16 protein-coding genes are annotated in these 15,855 nt (G+C 70.0%); 12 read left to right on the plus strand and 4 right to left on the minus strand.

The window, feature by feature from the left end:
• Positions 1-37 precede the first annotated feature (37 nt).
• Positions 38-1,231, plus strand: a complete 1,194-nt coding sequence (locus tag RBJ65_RS01610) for an RtcB family protein (protein WP_306321168.1) — start codon at positions 38-40, stop codon at positions 1,229-1,231.
• Positions 1,232-1,275: 44 nt separating this feature from the next.
• Here the strand turns inward: RBJ65_RS01610 and RBJ65_RS01615 are convergent, their stop codons facing one another.
• Positions 1,276-2,148 (minus strand): hypothetical protein, encoded by an 873-nt coding sequence (locus RBJ65_RS01615; protein ID WP_306321167.1) that lies wholly within the window; start codon positions 2,146-2,148, stop codon positions 1,276-1,278.
• Between the two features lie 196 nt (positions 2,149-2,344).
• On the opposite strand from RBJ65_RS01615, the gene RBJ65_RS01620 reads away from it, so the two are divergent.
• Positions 2,345-3,121, plus strand: coding sequence for an SDR family NAD(P)-dependent oxidoreductase (locus tag RBJ65_RS01620; protein ID WP_372341363.1), 777 nt, complete (start codon positions 2,345-2,347; stop codon positions 3,119-3,121).
• The gene (locus RBJ65_RS01625) at positions 3,108-3,293 is read left to right on the plus strand and encodes a hypothetical protein (RefSeq protein ID WP_306321238.1); all 186 of its coding nucleotides are present in this window, start codon (positions 3,108-3,110) and stop codon (positions 3,291-3,293) included. The genes RBJ65_RS01620 and RBJ65_RS01625 overlap by 14 nt, the downstream gene beginning before the upstream one ends.
• 11 nt (positions 3,294-3,304) lie before the next feature.
• Here the strand turns inward: RBJ65_RS01625 and RBJ65_RS01630 are convergent, their stop codons facing one another.
• Positions 3,305-4,102 (minus strand): helix-turn-helix domain-containing protein, encoded by a 798-nt coding sequence (locus RBJ65_RS01630; protein ID WP_306321166.1) that lies wholly within the window; start codon positions 4,100-4,102, stop codon positions 3,305-3,307.
• Positions 4,103-4,207: 105 nt separating this feature from the next.
• On the opposite strand from RBJ65_RS01630, the gene RBJ65_RS01635 reads away from it, so the two are divergent.
• The 3 genes from RBJ65_RS01635 (at position 4,208) to RBJ65_RS01645 (ending at position 6,703) form a co-directional block, all read left to right on the plus strand.
• Complete coding sequence (locus RBJ65_RS01635) at positions 4,208-4,840, plus strand: TIGR03086 family metal-binding protein (RefSeq protein WP_306321165.1); 633 nt, start codon at positions 4,208-4,210, stop codon at positions 4,838-4,840.
• Between the two features lie 139 nt (positions 4,841-4,979).
• Positions 4,980-6,080, plus strand: coding sequence for an LLM class flavin-dependent oxidoreductase (locus RBJ65_RS01640; RefSeq protein WP_306321233.1), 1,101 nt, complete (start codon positions 4,980-4,982; stop codon positions 6,078-6,080).
• Positions 6,077-6,703, plus strand: a complete 627-nt coding sequence (locus RBJ65_RS01645) for an FMN reductase (RefSeq protein ID WP_306321164.1) — start codon at positions 6,077-6,079, stop codon at positions 6,701-6,703. Before RBJ65_RS01640 ends, RBJ65_RS01645 begins: the two co-directional genes overlap by 4 nt.
• Positions 6,704-7,171: 468 nt before the next feature.
• Here RBJ65_RS01645 and RBJ65_RS01650 read toward each other — a convergent pair whose 3' ends face one another.
• Positions 7,172-8,401 carry a glycosyltransferase family 4 protein gene (locus tag RBJ65_RS01650; protein ID WP_306321163.1) on the minus strand — a complete coding sequence of 410 codons (1,230 nt, stop codon included), beginning with the start codon at positions 8,399-8,401 and terminating at the stop codon, positions 7,172-7,174.
• 203 nt (positions 8,402-8,604) lie between these two features.
• Between RBJ65_RS01650 and RBJ65_RS01655 the strand changes: the two genes are divergently transcribed.
• The 3 genes from RBJ65_RS01655 to RBJ65_RS01665 all read left to right on the plus strand — a co-directional run bounded on the left by RBJ65_RS01655 (position 8,605) and on the right by RBJ65_RS01665 (position 11,508).
• Positions 8,605-9,321 (plus strand): response regulator transcription factor, encoded by a 717-nt coding sequence (locus RBJ65_RS01655; protein ID WP_306321162.1) that lies wholly within the window; start codon positions 8,605-8,607, stop codon positions 9,319-9,321.
• 130 nt (positions 9,322-9,451) lie between these two features.
• Entirely contained in the window at positions 9,452-10,831 is a 1,380-nt protein-coding gene (locus tag RBJ65_RS01660; protein ID WP_306321232.1) for a HAMP domain-containing sensor histidine kinase, read from the plus strand.
• A gap of 143 nt (positions 10,832-10,974) precedes the next feature.
• Complete coding sequence (locus RBJ65_RS01665; protein WP_372341362.1) at positions 10,975-11,508, plus strand: lamin tail domain-containing protein; 534 nt, start codon at positions 10,975-10,977, stop codon at positions 11,506-11,508.
• Between the two features lie 8 nt (positions 11,509-11,516).
• Here the strand turns inward: RBJ65_RS01665 and RBJ65_RS01670 are convergent, their stop codons facing one another.
• A complete protein-coding gene (locus RBJ65_RS01670) occupies positions 11,517-12,131 on the minus strand; it encodes a hypothetical protein (RefSeq protein ID WP_306321161.1) in 615 nt (204 codons plus the stop codon).
• 207 nt (positions 12,132-12,338) lie between these two features.
• On the opposite strand from RBJ65_RS01670, the gene hemL reads away from it, so the two are divergent.
• The 3 genes from hemL (at position 12,339) to RBJ65_RS01685 (ending at position 15,809) form a co-directional block, all read left to right on the plus strand.
• The gene (gene hemL, locus RBJ65_RS01675; RefSeq protein ID WP_306321160.1) at positions 12,339-13,673 is read left to right on the plus strand and encodes a glutamate-1-semialdehyde 2,1-aminomutase; all 1,335 of its coding nucleotides are present in this window, start codon (positions 12,339-12,341) and stop codon (positions 13,671-13,673) included.
• A complete protein-coding gene (locus tag RBJ65_RS01680; protein WP_306321159.1) occupies positions 13,670-14,362 on the plus strand; it encodes a histidine phosphatase family protein in 693 nt (230 codons plus the stop codon). Before hemL ends, RBJ65_RS01680 begins: the two co-directional genes overlap by 4 nt.
• Positions 14,363-14,534: 172 nt before the next feature.
• A complete protein-coding gene (locus RBJ65_RS01685; protein WP_306321158.1) occupies positions 14,535-15,809 on the plus strand; it encodes a hypothetical protein in 1,275 nt (424 codons plus the stop codon).
• Positions 15,810-15,855: the final 46 nt, after the last annotated feature.

The raw sequence follows: 15,855 nt of genomic DNA on the forward strand, positions 1-15,855 counted from the left end.
GCTTGTTGACCAACTCATCCGATCCTCGGGGGATTTCATGTCATACGTAGAGGTTCCGGGCGCCAAGGTCCCGATCCGCATGTGGGCCGATCCGGCCACGGTCGAGGACGGCGCGATGCAGCAGCTCCGCAACGTGTCGACCCTCCCCTGGATCAGGGGCCTCGCCGTCATGCCCGACGTCCACTACGGAAAGGGCGCCACGGTCGGCTCGGTGATCGCGATGCAGGGCGCGGTCTGCCCGGCGGCGGTCGGCGTCGACATCGGCTGCGGAATGAGCGCGGTGAAGACGTCCCTGACGGCGAACGACCTGCCGGGCGACCTGTCCCGCCTCCGCTCGAAGATCGAGCAGGCGATTCCGGTGGGCCGGGGGATGCATGACGAGCCGGTGGATCCGGGGCGGCTGCACGGGTTCGCGACCGGCGGGTGGGACGACTTCTGGGGGCGGTTCGGCGGGGTGGCCGATTCGGTCAAATTCCGTCACGAGCGTGCCAGGAAACAGATGGGAACGCTCGGAAGTGGAAATCATCTGGAGGAGATTTGCCTTGATGAGTCGGGTTCGGTCTGGCTCATGCTGCACTCCGGTTCCCGGAACATCGGTAAGGAGCTGGCCGATCACCACATCGGGGTCGCCCAGAAGCTCACGCACAACCAGGGTCTGGTTGACCGGGACCTGGCGGTCTTCATTTCGGACACCCCACAGATGGCGGCGTACCGGAACGACCTGTACTGGGCTCAGGAGTACGCCAAGTACAACCGCGCGATCATGATGGCGCTCCTCAAGGACGTGATCCGCAAGGAGTTCAAGAAGGCCAAGCCGACGTTCGAGCCCGAGATCTCGTGTCACCACAACTACGTCGCAGAGGAACGGTACGACGGCATGGATCTGCTCGTGACGCGCAAGGGGGCGATCCGGGCCGGGGCCGGTGACTACGGGATCATCCCTGGATCCATGGGGACCAGCTCGTACATCGTGAAGGGGCTGGGAAACGCCAAGGCGTTCAACTCCGCTTCTCACGGCGCCGGGCGGCGGATGAGCCGCAATGCGGCCAAGCGGCACTTCACGCTGCGGGACCTGGAGGAGCAGACCCGGGGCGTCGAATGCCGCAAGGACTCGGGGGTCCTGGACGAGATTCCGGGAGCCTACAAGAACATCGACCAGGTGATGGCTCAGCAGAGCGATCTCGTGGAGGTCGTGGCGAAGATCAAGCAGGTTGTGTGCGTAAAGGGTTGAACTGCTGGAAGGGCCCGAGCCGACGTCGACTCGGGCCCTTCCAGCTAGCCGGGCATCGGCACTTGTCCGCTGCGCAGACGCCAACTCCGTAGGTTGCAGCTCTGATAGGAGCGCCCCAACTCCTCAGAGGCAGAGGTGAGATCGCTTCCGTGTTTGAGGAGGACTCGGTCCTCCCACTCCTTCCAGCGGCGGCGGTTGGGGGAGACCTTCATGCCGGCCGGGCGTACCCAGCCCTGCAGTGAGTCGGCTGCCGCCTGTTTGCGGCCCAGGGATAGGCAGCCCGGGTAGTACAGATGGGAAGCCAGGGCTTGGGAGGTTTCCTTCCAGTACGTGACGTTATAGATGGAGTCACGCTGGTTGCGGCCTGGGTGACGGGAAGTGCCCGTGATCTTCTTGGTGTAGAAGCAGAAGTACGCGGCGATCGCCGTGCTCGCGGTCGTGAGTGAGACGAAGGGCAGGCCCTGCGCGGTGTACCCCACCGCCCCGTCCGCGTCTACGACGCCTCGCAGGTAGTCAGGGCGCGAGAACGGCACTCCGCGCGGGGGCTTGATCTGCTTGGACTTGCGACCGTAAGGCAACCCGAGTTCGTTGATCTTCATCCGCGCTTCCAGGGAGCACAGGGACCAGGTCGCGGAGTGGTGGGACCTGGCGAAGTTCGTCTCTCGGACGCGTTCCCTGATGCTGCTGTTGTACGGCGTCAGTTCCTGGAACCTGCGCAGGATGTCGACATCCCGGATATTGATCTCGACAGTCAGTCGGCCCCGGTCTCGCGATTGTTGGGAGAGGTGCCCGTCCATCTGCAGGAACCCGAACATGTACGAGTACTCCGGCACCTCAAGGTCCATGAACCCTGATGCCGAGCCCGTGGGGTCGTCGAACGCCAGTTGGTGGTGAGCACTAGGCTCGCGTTCAGCCATGGGAAGTGTTGCCTTCCTCTTGGTCAGGCCTCCGGCCGGGACTGCAATCCCGCCGGGGGCCGTTCAGTTTTTGATTGTCGTTCGTGACGCTAGCCCGCGTGTTCCTCACCCGTCCGGGAGATCGAGCGGCGTCACCCGTGTGAGTGCCGCGCGTACCCTGGGCGGCGTTCAGTGGATCGTCGCCGAAAGGTAGGGCATGACCATGGCCCCCGCTCCCGCTTCACGTATCGCCGTCGTCACGGGCGCGAGCAGCGGTATCGGTGCCGCTACCGCGCGGCGGCTTGCCGCAGAGGGGTACCGGGTGGTGCTCACGGCGCGTCGGCAGGAGCGGATCGAGGCGGTGGCGAAGGAGATCACGGCTGCTGGGCACGATGCGGTCGCGTATCCGTTGGATGTGACGGACCGGGCTGCTGTTGATGAGTTCGCTTCGGCGTTCAAGACCATCGGCGTGCTGGTGAACAACGCCGGGGGCGCGCTCGGCGCCGATCCCGTCGCCACCGGGGACCCGGAGCAGTGGCGGCAGATGTACGAGACGAATGTCATCGGCACGCTCAATGTCACGCAGGCGCTGCTGCCGGCGCTCACCGCCAGCGGCGACGGCACGGTCGTCGTCCTGTCGTCGACCGCCGGACTCGCGACGTACGAGGGCGGGGGCGGGTACGTCGCCGCCAAGCACGGGGAGCATGTGCTCGCCGAGACGCTGCGCCTGGAGATCGTCGGGACGCCGGTGCGGGTGATCGAGGTCGCGCCGGGGATGGTGAAGACCGACGAGTTCGCGCTGACCCGGTTCGGCGGGGACGAGGACAAGGCGGCCAAGGTGTACCAGGGCGTCGCCGAGCCGCTGAGCGCGGACGACGTCGCCGACACGATCGGCTGGGCCGTGACCCGCCCGCCGCACGTGAACATCGACCTGCTGGTGGTGCGTCCGCGCGCCCAGGCGTCGAACACCAAGGTGCATCGTGAGCAGTCCTGAACACCCTGGCCCGCCCGATCCGTTGGACGTGCTCCAGCGGGAGTACGACGACCGGCGCCGCAAGGAAGAGAAGCGCGGCGAGCGCTACGTGTGGTGGTACCTCGGGTACTTCCTCTTCGGCATCCACATCGTCGCGTTCGTGATGATCTACGCGATCCACCACGCCAAGTAGCGCCGCAGGCCTCAGCGTCCGCGTCCGTACGACGTCGGGGGCACGCCCACCGTCGCCGTGAAGTCCCGGACGAGGTGGGCCTGGTCCGCGTACCCGAGGTCGGCGGCGAGGCCCGCCCAGTCGACGTCGGTGCGCGTGCCCGCCGCTTCCACGGCCTCGTGGATGCGGTAGCGCAGGACGCACCACTTGGGGCTGACGCCGACGTACGCGTGGAAGAGGCGTTGCAGGGCCCGAACCGATATCCCCTCGGCGCGGGCGAAGTCGGCGACGCGGCGGACTCCGCGGTCGGCGCGTATCCGGTCGACGAGGCCGGCCGCGAGCTCGGCCTGTGGGTCGGGGGCGGGCGGGGCGAGGGGGAGCAGGTAGGCGTCGAGGGTGGTGATCCGGTCGGCGTCGGCGGCGGGGGAGAGGACGGCGGCGAGGTCCGTGGCCGGGAAGACGTCCTCGTAGGACAGGACCCGGCCCGTCCACGCCGCGACCGGCTCGTCCGGCGCGAACGGCCGGAAGGCGCCCGGCCGGAACTTCGCTCCGCACACCTTTCCCCGCCCATGGATCTTGCGCGTGTAGAGGCCGGGCGCGGCGACGCCGGTCAGCTCCCCGTACGGCGGCTCGTCGGCGTCGTCCTGCTGGAAGGTGAGGTGGACGGCGGGGTGGGGCAGGACGTGGGAGGTGTACGGCTCGGGGAGGTCCCAGTCGATGAACCAGTAGTGCTCGATGTACGGACGCAGTGCCTCGGCGGGCTGGTGGCGGCGCAGCCGTACGCGCGTGAGCAGGTCGGCGGGGTCGACGATCCCGCGGGTGTCGTCCATGGGGGGATCGTACGGCGGGGTGCTGACAGCGGCGGTGGCCTCGCGTTTCCTCAGGCGTCGCGTTTCTTCAAGAGGGCGGGGGCCGCGCGCTCGTAGCGTCGAGACATGGACACGAACCAGAAGCAGACGCAGACGCAGGACCAGGACCAGGGCCAGAGCCAGGGCCAGAAGCAGGCGAAGGCCCTGGGGGCGTTGCTCGCGGCGGCCGGGGCCCGTGCCGTTCCCGTCGTCGCGGGTATCGAGGACGAGGCTCTCGACGCGCCCACGCCGTGCGCGGACTACGACGCGCGGGCCTTGGCCAACCACCTCTTCCACGTGGTCGTCGAGTTCCAGAAGCTCGCCGTGAAGGAGGACTCCGACTTCAGCGCCACGCCGGACTACGTGGCGGAGGCCGGGTGGCGGGAGCGGTTCGACAAGGAGGTCGAGGCGCTGGTGGCGGCCTGGTCGACGCCGGGCGCGGAGGAGGGGGAGAGCGGGGCGATGCGGATGCCCGCGCGGCTGGTCGGGTCGATGGCGCTGCTGGATCTGACCGTGCACGCGTGGGACCTGGCGCGGGCCACGGGCCAGTCGTACGAGGTTCCGGGCGAGGTCGTCGGGGTGCTCGCGGACGCGGTGGCCGAGTTGTCGCCGACGGCCCGTGCGATGGGGGTGTTCGGGGAGCCGGCGCGGGTCGGCGCCGACGCGTCGGAGTTCGAGCGGCTGCTGGCGGCGACGGGGCGGGATCCGTACGAGGCGTAGGGGGATCAGCGCCGGGTCTTGGCACTGGGTCCGGGCACCGGGAATAGCTCGTGGGCGGCCACCGTTCCGGAGGTATAGTTGAAGCGTCAACAACCTGCGGAAGGTGAGCAAGGTGAGCAAGGCCAGCACGGCGAGCGGCATGCAGTTCGGGATCTTCACCGTCGGTGACGTGACCGTCGACCCGACGACCGGACGCGCGCCGAGCGAGCACGAGCGCATCAAGGCGATGCTCGCCATCGCGGAGAAGGCGGAGGAGGTCGGCCTCGACGTCTTCGCCACCGGTGAGCACCACAACCCGCCGTTCGTCCCGTCCTCCCCGACGACGATGCTCGGCCACATCGCGGCCCGCACCGAGAACCTGATCCTGTCCACGTCGACGACGCTGATCACGACGAACGACCCGGTGAAGATCGCCGAGGACTTCGCGATGCTGCAGCACGTCGCGGACGGGCGGGTCGACGTGATGATGGGGCGCGGCAACACCGGTCCGGTGTATCCGTGGTTCGGCAAGGACATCCGCGACGGCATCGACCTCGCCATCGAGAACTACGCGCTGCTGCGCCGCCTCTGGGACGAGGACGTGGTGACGTGGAAGGGCAAGTTCCGTACGCCGCTGCAGTCGTTCACGTCGACGCCGCGGCCGATGGACGGGGTCGCGCCGTTCGTGTGGCACGGCTCCATCCGCTCGCCGGAGATCGCCGAGCAGGCCGCGTACTACGGCGACGGCTTCTTCCACAACAACATCTTCTGGCCGGCCTCCCACACCAAGCAGATGGTGAACCTGTACCGGCAGCGCTACGCCCACTACGGGCACGGGACGCCGGAGCAGGCGATCGTCGGGCTCGGCGGTCAGGTCTTCATGCGCCGCAACTCGCAGGACGCGGTGCGGGAGTTCCGCCCGTACTTCGACAACGCGCCGGTGTACGGGCACGGCCCGACGATGGAGGAGTTCACGTCCCAGACGCCGCTGACGGTCGGTTCGCCGCAGGAGGTCATCGAGCGGACGCTGTCCTTCCGGGAGTACGTGGGCGACTACCAGCGTCAGTTGTTCCTCATGGACCACGCGGGGCTGCCGCTGAAGACGGTCCTTGAGCAGCTCGACCTGCTGGGCGAGGAGGTCGTGCCGGTGCTGCGCGAGGAGTTCGCGAAGGGGCGGCCGGCGAACGTGCCGGACGCGCCGACGCACGCCGCGCGGGTCGCTGCCAAGGGTGAGGAGAACGAGGAGGTCAGGAGCGCATGAAGCTCGTTGTTGTGTCGGCGGGGCTGAGTTCGCCGTCGTCGACGAGGCTGTTGGCCGATCGGCTGGCCGCCGCGACCACGGAGCGGGTGGACGCGGAGGTCGAGGTGCTCGAACTCCGGGACTACGCGACGGAGATCGCTCAGCACTTCGTCACGGGTTTTCCGGGTGGGCGGCTGGCCGCGGCGCTTGACGCGGTGGCGGGGGCGGACGGGGTGATCGCGGTGACGCCGGTGTTCTCGGCGTCGTACAGCGGGTTGTTCAAGTCGTTCTTCGACCTGATCGACAAGGATGCGCTGACCGGGAAGCCGGTGTTGGTGGGGGCGACCGGTGGGACGGCGCGGCACTCGCTGGTCACCGAGCACGCGATGCGGCCGCTGTTCACGTATCTGCGGGCCGTTGTCCTTCCTACGGCTGTGTATGCGGCGTCGGAGGACTGGGGTGGGGAGGGACTTGCGGGGCGGATTGCCCGTGCGGGTGGGGAGTTGGCGCGCCTTGTGGCTCTGCCGGTTGCGGGTGGGGCTGCGCCGCGGTCGCTCCACGGGGCGGTGACCTCCGTGGAACCGGGTGATGGGTTCGAGGTGGTCCCCTTCGAGGAGCGCTTGGCCGCACTCCGAGCAACCTGACACCCCCCGTGGTCACACCCCCGGGGGCTCCGCCCCCGGACCCCCGCTGCTCAATCGCCGCAGGGGCTTGATTTCCCTGCCCCACCCGCATTGCTCCGCCCCGCCGATCCCCTCCAACGCTTGACGTCCTCACCCCCTCCCGCGCATTTCAAGCCCCTCCGGTGACTGCCGGTATTTCGAGCCCCTTCGGCGGCTACTGGCATTTCAGGCCCCTTCGGCGATTACCGGTACTCCAAGCCCCTCCGGCGATTGAGGAGCGGGGTACGGGGCAGAGCCCCGGTCTTTTCGAGCCCCTGCGGCGCTTGAGCAGCAGGGGCCCGGGGGGGCGCTCCGGAATGTTGGAGCCCCTGCGGCGTTTGAGCAGCAGGGGGCCGAGGGTGGCGCTCCGGAATGTTGGAGCCCCTGCGGCGCTTGAGCAGCAGGGGCCGGGGCGGAGCCCCGAGGCGTGGGGGGAAGGGGGCGTGGGGGTTAGCGGGGGCGGAAGCGGCGCGCTTGGCGGCGGGTCCAGGCGGCGGCGCGAGCCCTCCGCTTGAGCCAGGCGCGCCGCCCCCGCGTCGCCGCCAGCTCCGCGAACAGCGCCTCGTAACGGTCGACGATCGGCTCCGGGTCGTAGCGGTGGGCGGAGGCGAGGGCGGCCGTGCCCATGGCCAGGCGTCCCGGCGCGTCCTCGATGAGGTCTATGAGGGTTTCGGCGAGCGCGGGCGCGTTGCCGACGGGGACCAGGCGCCCGTCGACGCCGTCCGTGATGATCTCGGCGGGGCCGAGCGGCGCGTCCGTACTCACGACCGGCACCCCGCACCGCATCGCCTCCACCAACGTCATCCCGAACGACTCCTCGTCGGACGCGCTCACCACGATCGACGCCCGCGCGAACTCGGGCTCGATCGGCGACACCGCCCCCATCAGGCGCGCCCTGCCGCGCAGGCCGAACTCGTCGATGAGGGCGCGCAGGTGGGGTTCCTGGGAGCCGCCGCCGTAGACGCGCAGTTCCCAGTCGGGGTGTTTGGCGGCGACCGGGGTGAAGGCCTCCAGGAGGAGGTCGTAGCGCTTGCCGGGGGCGAGCCGGCCGGCCGCGGCGATGATCGTCGAGGTGCCGTCGGAGGGCGGCACGGCGGACGGCGGCACGATGTTCGGCACGGAGAGGATCCGCACCCCGGGCAGCCGGGTGGTCGCCCGGTACACCTCCGCGTCCTCCTTCGTGACCGTGACCAGCGCGTCCAGCGCCCGGTACCGCCGGGCGACGGTCTTGAGCAGTTTGCTGCTGTGGGCGTCGTGGCGGAGGTGTTCCTGGGCGATGCGCAGGGCGCGTCGCGGGGCCCACTGGGCGAGGTAGACGTTGAGGCCGGGGCGCGTTCCGATGACGACGTCGGCGTCACATCCGCCCTCCAGGTATTCGCGTACGCGAATGTCGTGGAGGTGGGTGTACTGCTTGTAGCGCTTGTCGGTGGTCGGGTAGTGCCGCGCGGGCTCGTCGTACGCGGGCTGCCGGGTGTCGGGGGCGTCCGCCCGTACGTCCACCAGGGGTACGAGGGAGATGCGCGGGTCGACCGGGAAGCGCGGGGTCTCCCGGTGCCGGGAGAGCGAGGCGATCTCCACTTCGTGGCCGCCGTGCTCGACGAGCGCGGCGGCGAGGTTGAGCGTGGTGCGCACGGTGCCGCCGATGGCGTACGCGTTGTGCAGCAGGAACGCGATCTTCATGTGCAAAGGCCTTCCCCGGCGGGCGGCGCACGGTGCGGGTCCGTGCTGTCCAGCGGCGTCCCGTGATCCCCCGGGATGTCCGTGGACAGCCTGCTTCCCGTGGGTAAGCCGGTGTTCCGGGGCGGGTGAGAGCCGGGTAAGAAGCCCTTCGGCCGACCGCCGATCAGGCGATCCGCCGAGGTCGAGGGGGCACACTGGGCTGCGTGCCACACGCCGACGCCGCCACCCCCACCGTGCTGCTCGCCGAGGACGACCGGGCCATCCGGCACGCGCTGGAGCGGGCCCTGACCTTGGAGGGCTATGCCGTGACGGCCGTCGCGGACGGCGTCGAGGCGCTCGCGGCGGCGCACCGGGCCCGCCCCGACATCCTCGTCCTCGACGTGATGATGCCGGGCATCGACGGCCTCCAGGTGTGCCGGGTGCTGCGCGCCGAGGGCGACCGCACGCCGATCCTGATGCTGACCGCGCTGGTGGAGACCCCCGACCGGATCGCGGGCCTGGACGCGGGCGCGGACGACTACGTGGCGAAGCCGTTCGACGTGGAGGAGGTCTTCGCCCGGCTGCGCGCCCTGCTGCGCCGCGCGTCGCCGCCGCCGGACGAGCCGCCCGACCACCAGGTCACGGCCGCCGACCTGCGCATCGACCCGGCCGCCCGCCGGGCCTGGCGCGGCGCCCGCGAACTGGAGCTCACCCGCACCGAGTTCGACCTCCTCGAACTCCTCGCCCGCAACAGCGGCATCGTCCTCGACCACGCCACGATCTACGACCGCATCTGGGGCTACGACTTCGGTCCCGGCTCGAAGAACCTCGCGGTGTACGTGGGTTATCTGCGGCGCAAGGTGGACGAGCCGGAGGGGGCGCCGCTGATCCATACGGTGCGGGGTGTGGGGTACGTCCTGCGGGACTTGAGGAGCGAGTGACGTGCCCCCCGCACCACGTAGGACTCCCGCATCACGCAGGACTCCCGCACCGCACAGGCCCCCCGCTCACCACCCCGCACAGCCCGCAACGCAGCCCGCGGCACGGCCCGCCCGCCGCCCCGCGCGCAGCCTGCGCACCACCCTCGCCATCGCGTTCGCCACGGTCGCGGCCGGCGTCACCGCGCTCGTCGGGTTCCTCTCCTACGACTCCGCCGCCCGGCTCGTCCGCGTCGACCAGCAGGCCGTGTTCGACGAGGTGGTGTCGGATCTGCGCGGGCAGGTGACCCAGCACCCGCTCACGCCCGCCGACTTCACCTCCGGCGACCCGGACCACGACGGGCCGCGCGACGACCTCACCAGGCCCGTCGGCACCGACGTCCAGGTCCTCGGCCGTGGCGGCACGGTGGTCGACAAGGGCAGCCCGCCGCTCCCGGTCGACGCCGGCAGCCGCCGGATCGCCGCCTCGGACACCCCCGGCACCCACGACGCGGACGACGACGTGGAGATCGGCGGCGACGAGTACCGGATGGCGACCGTGGCGCTCGGCGACGGCCGGGGCGCGGTGCAGGTGGCGCAGGAGTTCAGCGACACCGAGGACCTGCTGAAGGAGTTGCAGAAGCGGACGCTGCTGTTCGCCGCCGTGGTCGTCCTCACGGCGGGCCTGTTCGGCTGGTGGCTGGCGCGCCGCATCACCTCGCGGCTCGTCCGCCTCGCCGAGACCGCGGAGGACGTGGCGTCGACCGGACGCCTCGACGTGTCCGTGCCGGTCACCGGGGGCGACGAAGTGGGCAGCCTGGGCCGCTCCTTCGACCGGATGCTGGGGCGCCTTGCCCGCTCCAAGGACGACCAGCGCCGCCTGGTCCAGGACGCGGGCCACGAACTGCGCACCCCCCTGACCTCCCTGCGTACGAACATCTCCCTGTTGCGCCGCATCGACGAGCTGCCGCCCGCCTCCCGCGCCGAACTGGTCGCCGACCTGGCCGACGAGTCCCGCGAACTGACGGACCTGGTCAACGAGTTGGTGAACCTCGCGGCGGGCAAGGAGGACGACGAGCCGGTCGTCGAGGTGGCGCTCGCACGCCTCGCGGAGGACGTCGCGGCGTCGGCCCGCCGCCGCACGGGCCGCGCGGTCACGGTGCGCTCCGAGGGCGACACGACGATCGCGGGCCGTACGGCCCAGCTCCAGCGCGCGCTGTCCAACCTGGTGGAGAACGCCGCCAAGTTCGACGCCGACGGCACCGGCCCCATCGAGATCGTCGTCGCGGGCGCCCCGGGCGGCGTCGTCCGTGTGGAGGTCCTGGACCGCGGCCCCGGCATCGCCCCCGACGACACGGACCGCGTCTTCGACCGCTTCTACCGCGCCCCCGCCGCCCGCAGCCTCCCCGGCTCCGGACTCGGCCTGTCCATCGTCCGCGAGGTGGCGACAACCCACGGCGGCTCCCCGTTCGCGGCCCACCGCGAGGGCGGGGGAGCGGTGATCGGGTTCACGGTGCGGGGGGTCGGCGCGTAGGCGTCCACAGTCGGGACCTTCGCCCTGGCCGCCAGGGACTTATGACGTCACGAATGGGTGCGAACGGTATGTGAGGGTGACTGCGGCTCGTCGGTCCCATCCGGTCCAAGGCGCCGGAGCGGGCGGGTCACGGAGGTCCCCTGATGCGTATGAAGCCCGCGAAGAAGGCGAACGGGAGGCGCGAGCGCGTCGCGATAGCCCTGGTGTCGAGTTCGGCCCTCGCCGTGACCGGTCTGCTGGCGGCGACACCGGCGAGCGCCGCCGAGTACAGCTCGGCGCTGAAGGTCAGCGGAGTCGCGTACGACGCTCCCGGCCGCGACAACAACAGCCGCTACGGCGGGAACACGTACAAGGAGTACGTGAAGATCAAGAACTACTCCAGGTCCTCGACCGTCAACCTCAAGGGCTACCAGGTCAAGGACGCGGCCGGACACAGGTACACGTTCTCCAAGAACCACTATCTGCAGCCCGGCGACTACGTGAAGCTGCGCGGCGGGTACGGCACCGAGTCGGACGGCAAGAACGTCGCCTACCGCAACAACGCCAACTTCATCTGGAACAACGGCGGCGACACGATCTATCTCTACAAGCCGTCCAAGGCCCGCGCGGACGTCCACGCCTACACCAAGAGCCGTAACGACAGGGACGGCAACGGGTACATCACCTTCCACCGCTGAGCGGGAGGCTACGGCCAGACCAGGCAGTACGCCTGATGTCCCGCGTCGTGCAGACGGTGGCTGAAGTCCTGCCACTCGTGGAGAAGTTGGTACACGTTGAACGCGTCGCGGGGGCCGCCCCGGTCGGGGACCGTGGACCAGATGAACGCCGCCGCGCCGACGGACTCCTCGCCGACCCCGCGCAGTGGGTCGACGACCGTCATGGGGAGTTTGACCACCGCGTAGTCGGGGTGCAGGACGACCAGTTCCAGCGGCGGGACCTTGTGCAGGGGTATGCCCTCTATGCCGGTGAGGACCATCGCGGCCATCGTCTCCGGCTTGATCTTCGTGAACATGCCGCCCATGCCGAGCTCGTCACCGCCGAGCTCCTCGGGACGCATGGAGATCGGGACGCGGGCCGCCGTGGCGCCGTCGGGCGCGCCGAAGTATTTGTAGGTCACCCCCACCCGGCCACCATTCCCGATGTCCCCGCCGTCTCCGATGTGCGCGCTGTCCGTACCCGCTGTGTCTTCCGCGGGTCGCTGGACCCGCTCCACCCTGTCCTCGCGTCGGTGCTTCCCCCGCCGGGCACGCCGGGGGCCCAGGTCGCCGGTCCCCTCGCCCAGTCCGCCACCGCGATGCATATCTCCACCCGACTGCTGCTGTTCCCCAGGGCGTGAAGCCCTTTTGTAGGCCGCCCGCCCGTCGGCGCGCAACCCGATCATCGTGTCAGTGACCTCCCCCACGGTCCCTCGCCGAAACGTGTCGGCGTGCCGCGGCGCGAGGGGAAGTCTAGAGTCCCGCGGGTCCACGCGCTGGGGCGCGCGACAGTGGGCCGTACGCTGAGAGGCATGGCAGAGGCGAACAACACTCCCTATCCCTATGAGGCACCCGCGTCGCAGGGGCTTTTCGACCGTGCGGAAGCGGTCACGCCCGGTGGCGTGAACTCGCCCGTGCGCGCGTTCCGTGCGGTGGGCGGAACGCCCCGGTTCATGGTGTCCGGTAACGGTCCGTATCTCACCGATGCCGACGGACGCGAGTATGTCGACCTCGTGTGCTCGTGGGGGCCGATGATCCTCGGCCATTCCCACCCCGAGGTCACGGCGGCCGTGCAGGAGGCCGTCGCGCTCGGCACGTCGTTCGGTACGCCGGGCGCGGGCGAGGTCGAGCTGGCCGAGGAGATCGTCCAGCGCATCGACCCCGTCGAGCAGGTGCGGCTCGTGTCCTCCGGCACCGAGGCGACCATGTCGGCGATCCGGCTCGCGCGCGGCTTCACCGGCCGGGCGAAGGTCATCAAGTTCGCCGGCTGCTACCACGGGCACGTCGACGCGCTGCTCGCCGCCGCCGGTTCGGGCGTCGCCACGCTGGGCCTGCCGGACACCCCCGGTGTCACGGGCGCCCAGGCAGGCGACACGATCGTGCTGCCGTACAACGACATCGAGGCCGTGCGCGCCGCGTTCGCCGCGAACCCCGGCGAGATCGCCTGCGTGATCACGGAGGCCTCGCCCGGCAACATGGGCGTCGTGCCGCCGAAGCCCGGCTTCAACCAGGGCCTCAAGGACGTGTGCGCGGAGAACGGCGCGCTGTACATCTCCGACGAGGTGATGACCGGGTTCCGTACGTCGAAGGCCGGCTGGTTCGGCGTCGACGGCGTCGTTCCTGACCTGCTGACGTTCGGGAAGGTCATGGGCGGTGGCTTCCCGGCCGCCGCGTTCGGCGGGCGCGCCGACGTCATGGCGCACCTCGCTCCGGCCGGGCCGGTCTACCAGGCGGGCACGCTCTCCGGTAACCCCGTCGCCACCGCCGCCGGCGTCGCCCAGCTGCGGCTGCTCGACGACGCGGCGTACGCGAAGGTGAACGCGACCAGCGAGCAACTGCGCTCGCTCGTCTCGGAGGCGCTCACCAAGGAGGGCGTCGCGCACCGCGTGCAGAACGCCACCAACATGTTCACCGTTTTCTTCACGGGGACCGATGACAAACCAGTGACGAACTACGACGAGGCGAAGGCGCAGGAGTCCTTCCGCTTCAAGCCGTTCTTCCACTCGATGCTGGAGCAGGGCGTGTATCTGCCGCCGTCGCCCTTCGAGTCCTGGTTCCTGTCGACCACCCACGACGAGCGGGCCGTCGAGCGGATCGCGGCCGCGCTTCCGGCCGCCGCCCGCGCCGCCGCGGAGGCCACGGCATGAGCGTCCCGAAGTCGGGCGACGACATCACCGTCGTCCATCTGATGCGCCACGGCGAGGTGCACAACCCGGACGGGATCCTGTACGGGCGGCTGCCCGACTACCACCTGTCCGAGCTCGGCCGGCGGATGGCCGACCGGGTCGCCGAGCACCTCTCGTCCCGCGACATCACGCATGTCGTGTCGTCCCCGCTGGACCGGGCGCAGGAGACGGCGACGCCGATCGCCAAGGCGCACGGCCTCGACCTGGACAGCGACGAGCGGCTCATCGAGGCGGGCAATGTCTTCCAGGGCAAGACCTTCGGCGTCGGCGACGGCGCGCTGAAGAAGCCGGAGAACTGGAAGCACCTGGTCAACCCGTTCAAGCCGTCCTGGGGCGAGCCGTACATCGACCAGGTCGTACGGATGATGGGCGCGCTCGACGCGGCGAAGGACGCCGCGCGCGGGCACGAGGCCGTGTGCGTCAGCCATCAACTGCCCATCTGGATCGTCCGGTCGTACGTCGAGAAGCGGCGCCTGTGGCACGACCCGCGCAAGCGGCAGTGCACGCTGGCGTCGCTGACCACGTTCACGTACCAGGGCGACAAGATCGTGTCGGTGGGCTACACCGAGCCCGCGCGTGATCTCGTCCCCGCGCATCTGCTGGCCGGAGCGAAACCGGTGAAGGGGAAGGACAAGGCGTTCGGCGCCTGATCTCACGCAGCGCATCCAGCGAAAGGCCGCCGTCAACCGGCGGCCTTTCGCTTACCTCTCCAAATCACCGCAAAGGCGGCCCGTTCGCCGGAACCCGCGTGTTTGCCGCGCCCTCTTCCGTGGTGCCCCCACCAATGGGGCACAGCGTGACGAATGGGGACGGTAAGACGGTATGCGGGATCGGGATGTCAGTCGCAGGGGACTGCTCGGGATCGGCGCGGGTGCGGCGGCCGGAGCCTTGCTCGCCGGGTGCGGTTCGGGCGGCGGCGCCCCGACCGTCACCGAGGAGAAGCAGGGCCGGCCGGGTCCGCCCGGCGAGCGGCCCCCGCTGCGGGCCATCGGCGACGGCTCGACCGCGTACACCGGCAGGCAGCCGCACCAGCCCGCCGCGCCCGAGCGGCTCGAACCCGGCCAGCGGCCACCGCAGTTCGTGGTCTTCTCCTGGGACGGCGCGGGCGAGGTCGGCAACGGTCTGTTCCCGCGCTTCCTGAAGCTCGCCGAGGACCACGGCGCGCACATGACCTTCTTCCTGTCGGGTCTTTACCTGCTGCCCGAGTCGAAGAAGCGCCTCTACCGCCCGCCGAACAACCCGGTCGGCGCCTCCGACATCGGCTATCTCACGGACGCCCACATCAAGGAGACCCTGACGTACGTGCGTCGGGCCTGGCTCGAAGGGCACGAGATCGGGACGCACTTCAACGGGCACTTCTGCGTCGGCTCCGGCTCCGTCGCCGACTGGACGCCCGCGCAGTGGCGCGACGAGATCGGCCAGGCGAAGTCCTTCGTGAAGAAGTGGCGTACGCACACGGGCTGGCAGGACCTGCCCGCGCTGCCCTTCGACTACGACAAGGAGTTGGCGGGCGGGCGCACCCCCTGCCTGCTCGGGCAGGACAGCCTGCTGCCCGCCGCCCGCGACCTCGGCTGGCGCTACGACGCGTCCTCGCCCGGTGGCCGGCAGCGCTGGCCGGAGAAACGTCTCGGTGTCTGGGACCTGCCGCTGCAGGCCGTCCCGTTCCCCGGCCGCTCCTTCGAGGTCCTGTCGATGGACTACAACATGCTCGCCAACCAGTCCCTCAACTCCACGCGCGCGCCCGCGCACAACTACCCGGCCTGGCGCGAGCAGTCGGCGCAGGCGTACATCCAGGGATTCAAGCGGGCATACGAGACGAACCGGGCGCCGTTCTTCATCGGCAACCACTTCGAGGACTGGAACGGCGGCATCTACATGGACGCCGTCGAGGAGGCCCTGAAGCACATCGCGGCGACCGCCGAGAAACACGACGACGTGCGGCTCGTCTCCTTCCGGCAGTTCGTCGACTGGCTCGACACGCAGGATCCGAAGGTGCTCGCCGAACTGCGTACGCTCGAGGTGGGACAACGGCCGGCAGAGGGCTGGCGGAAGTTCCTCGCGGCCCCCGGCGCGAAATCCCGCTCAAACCCCTCCTGAAGTGGGCTTTTTCGAGCGTCAGGGGGGTGCGGAAGATCCCCTAAAC

Origin of the sequence: Streptomyces sp. KL109B (genome assembly GCF_030766935.1) — a bacterium.
Taxonomy (GTDB): domain Bacteria; phylum Actinomycetota; class Actinomycetes; order Streptomycetales; family Streptomycetaceae; genus Streptomyces.

Excerpts from the sequence above, each read along its gene's own strand:
- RBJ65_RS01610 (WP_306321168.1), top strand. The coding sequence starts at position 38 with ATGTCATACGTAGAGGTTCCGGGCGCCAAGGTCCCGATCCGCATGTGG.
- RBJ65_RS01615 (WP_306321167.1), bottom strand. The coding sequence starts at position 2,148 with ATGGCTGAACGCGAGCCTAGTGCTCACCACCAACTGGCGTTCGACGAC.
- RBJ65_RS01620 (WP_372341363.1), top strand. The coding sequence starts at position 2,345 with ATGACCATGGCCCCCGCTCCCGCTTCACGTATCGCCGTCGTCACGGGC.
- RBJ65_RS01630 (WP_306321166.1), bottom strand. The coding sequence starts at position 4,102 with ATGGACGACACCCGCGGGATCGTCGACCCCGCCGACCTGCTCACGCGC.
- RBJ65_RS01635 (WP_306321165.1), top strand. The coding sequence starts at position 4,208 with ATGGACACGAACCAGAAGCAGACGCAGACGCAGGACCAGGACCAGGGC.
- RBJ65_RS01640 (WP_306321233.1), top strand. The coding sequence starts at position 4,980 with ATGCAGTTCGGGATCTTCACCGTCGGTGACGTGACCGTCGACCCGACG.
- RBJ65_RS01645 (WP_306321164.1), top strand. The coding sequence starts at position 6,077 with ATGAAGCTCGTTGTTGTGTCGGCGGGGCTGAGTTCGCCGTCGTCGACG.
- RBJ65_RS01650 (WP_306321163.1), bottom strand. The coding sequence starts at position 8,401 with ATGAAGATCGCGTTCCTGCTGCACAACGCGTACGCCATCGGCGGCACC.
- RBJ65_RS01665 (WP_372341362.1), top strand. The coding sequence starts at position 10,975 with ATGCGTATGAAGCCCGCGAAGAAGGCGAACGGGAGGCGCGAGCGCGTC.
- RBJ65_RS01670 (WP_306321161.1), bottom strand. The coding sequence starts at position 12,131 with ATGCATCGCGGTGGCGGACTGGGCGAGGGGACCGGCGACCTGGGCCCC.
- hemL (WP_306321160.1), top strand. The coding sequence starts at position 12,339 with ATGGCAGAGGCGAACAACACTCCCTATCCCTATGAGGCACCCGCGTCG.
- RBJ65_RS01680 (WP_306321159.1), top strand. The coding sequence starts at position 13,670 with ATGAGCGTCCCGAAGTCGGGCGACGACATCACCGTCGTCCATCTGATG.
- RBJ65_RS01685 (WP_306321158.1), top strand. The coding sequence starts at position 14,535 with ATGCGGGATCGGGATGTCAGTCGCAGGGGACTGCTCGGGATCGGCGCG.